This window comes from Streptomyces sp. NPDC002403, assembly GCF_053593015.1.
The window spans coordinates 1-1,781 of record NZ_JBSFBQ010000139.1 but is presented as its reverse complement, the minus strand read 5'-3'; the positions used below and the strand labels follow the sequence as shown (position 1 = coordinate 1,781).

2 protein-coding genes and 1 pseudogene are annotated in these 1,781 nt (G+C 68.6%); all 3 read right to left on the bottom strand.

What is annotated here, in order from left to right:
• A pseudogene (locus ACWCPY_RS43115) lies at positions 1-517 on the bottom strand (site-specific integrase); the annotation flags it as partial.
• Positions 514-867, bottom strand: coding sequence for a helix-turn-helix domain-containing protein (locus ACWCPY_RS43110; RefSeq protein ID WP_451274653.1), 354 nt, complete (start codon positions 865-867; stop codon positions 514-516). The pseudogene ACWCPY_RS43115 and the gene ACWCPY_RS43110, both read right to left, overlap by 4 nt.
• 16 nt (positions 868-883) lie before the next feature.
• A partial coding sequence (locus ACWCPY_RS43105) for a tyrosine-type recombinase/integrase (protein WP_451274651.1) occupies positions 884-1,781 on the bottom strand: 898 nt, incomplete at its 5' end.

Here is a 1,781-nt window from a genome sequence, read left to right as displayed (position 1 = left end):
TGACCTTCCGGTCGGCGGCCGGGCTGATCGTGGTGATCACCTCATGGATGACGTCGAGCGGGTCGCGGGGATCGGTGTCCGGACACATCGGACAGCGCGGCCGCCCGGTTCGGTCCCGCATGGAGATCCGCCGGATGTTCCCGCAGGCGGCGCATTCGGCGGTCTCTTGCACGCAGACCGAGCAGTACCAGTCCTGGCCTCGGCGCTGGAAGGACCGCAGGTGCTTGCCGCAGTCGCGGCAGACCGGCGGCGAGATCGTCACGGCTCCGGCCTTGCGGAGGGCGATCAGCAGGTCGCCGATGGCCCGGAGTGCTGGAGAGCGGCCGTCGGTCAGGACCTCGGGCCGGGCCTCCAGGGCTTCGGCGAGCCGGCGCGACTTCGCGCGACCGCCGACAACGCCGAGAACTACGGTCCGGACGGCCGCGGGATCAAGGTCCCTCTCGACGTGGGTGATCAGGTCCGTGATCAGGCTGACGGGATCCGCGACCGCGCGGGCCGGTTGGTCGGTGGTGGTCACGGCAGGTCGATACCCCTGATCCGGGCCCGCTTGGGCCGCAGGTCACCGAGCCCGTCCGCTGCCGGTGGTGCGGCACCCGCGGCAGCGGCCCTCTTCGGCTTCTTCACCGTGCCGACTGCGGCGATCGGCTCGATGAGGTCGTCCATCCTGCAGTCCAGGATGTCGAGCAGGGCCATGAGGATCTTCAGGCTGAGGCGCTCGGGACGCTCGACGGCGAGCCGGTAGACCTGGCTTGTGGACAAGGTGATGCCCCGTTCGGCGAGCGGTGGGATGAGGTCGGTGGTGGAGAACATCCCGCGGTCCGCCATCACCTTGCGCAGGTGCCAGCGGTAGTCGAGCTTGGCGGTCATCGTCAGGTCCTTCCCGTCAGACCCCGGCGAACGCCGGGGCCAGTGCCTTGTGCAGGGCAGTGTTCATGAAGTCGTCGCTGACGTGGGTGTAGATCGCCGTGGAGCTGTCGCACTCGTGTCCGACCTGCTGCTGGATGAAGCGCCGGTCCGCCCCGTCCTCGGTCAGGTGGGTGACGTACGAATGTCTGATGGAGTGCAAAACTAGGTCTTTTGGGAGCTTTAGGGCCTCGCGGTATGCCTCGAAGCGGTCGCTGATGGAGCCGGGCTGGAGACGTCCACCGCGCTCGGTGATCCACAGGGCCGGATGGTCGGGGAACCCGAACCGCGGCCGGACGTTCTCGACGTAGTCCGCGACCGCCTCGACGGCCCAGTCCATCACCGACAACACGTTCCGGCGCCGGGGCTGCTGGCCCCTCTTCGCCTTGCCGTAGCGGACGTTGAGGGTGCCGTACCGGCCGAAGTGCGAAGCCTGCGGGTTGCAACCGAAGTCGACGACGTCGAGCTTGGATGTCTCGGTCCGCCGCAGCCCCCAACCGTAGACGACCTTGAACAGGGTGGCGTCGCGGTAGGCAGCCAGGGCGCCCTTGCGCTTCGCGCGCACCGCGCGGTCGACCTGATCGTCGGCGTAGTCGAGGAAACGCTGCAGCTCTTCCCGCGTGAACGGCCGGGCCTCCGGACTGCCCTCGTAGTCCTGCAGGTGCGGGATGGTGTTCCACTCGTGGCAGATCGCCACGGGGAAAGCGCCGAAGGCTTCCTCGCAGGCAGACACCCAGCCGTACCGGCTGTCGATGACGAACTCGCTGAACAGGCGGACGATGCCCTGGTAGCCGCGGATCGTCGACGGCGCCAGGCGCCTCTCGCCGGTCAGGCACACCGACCACTCGTCCATGTGGGCCGGCGTCCACTGCCACGGG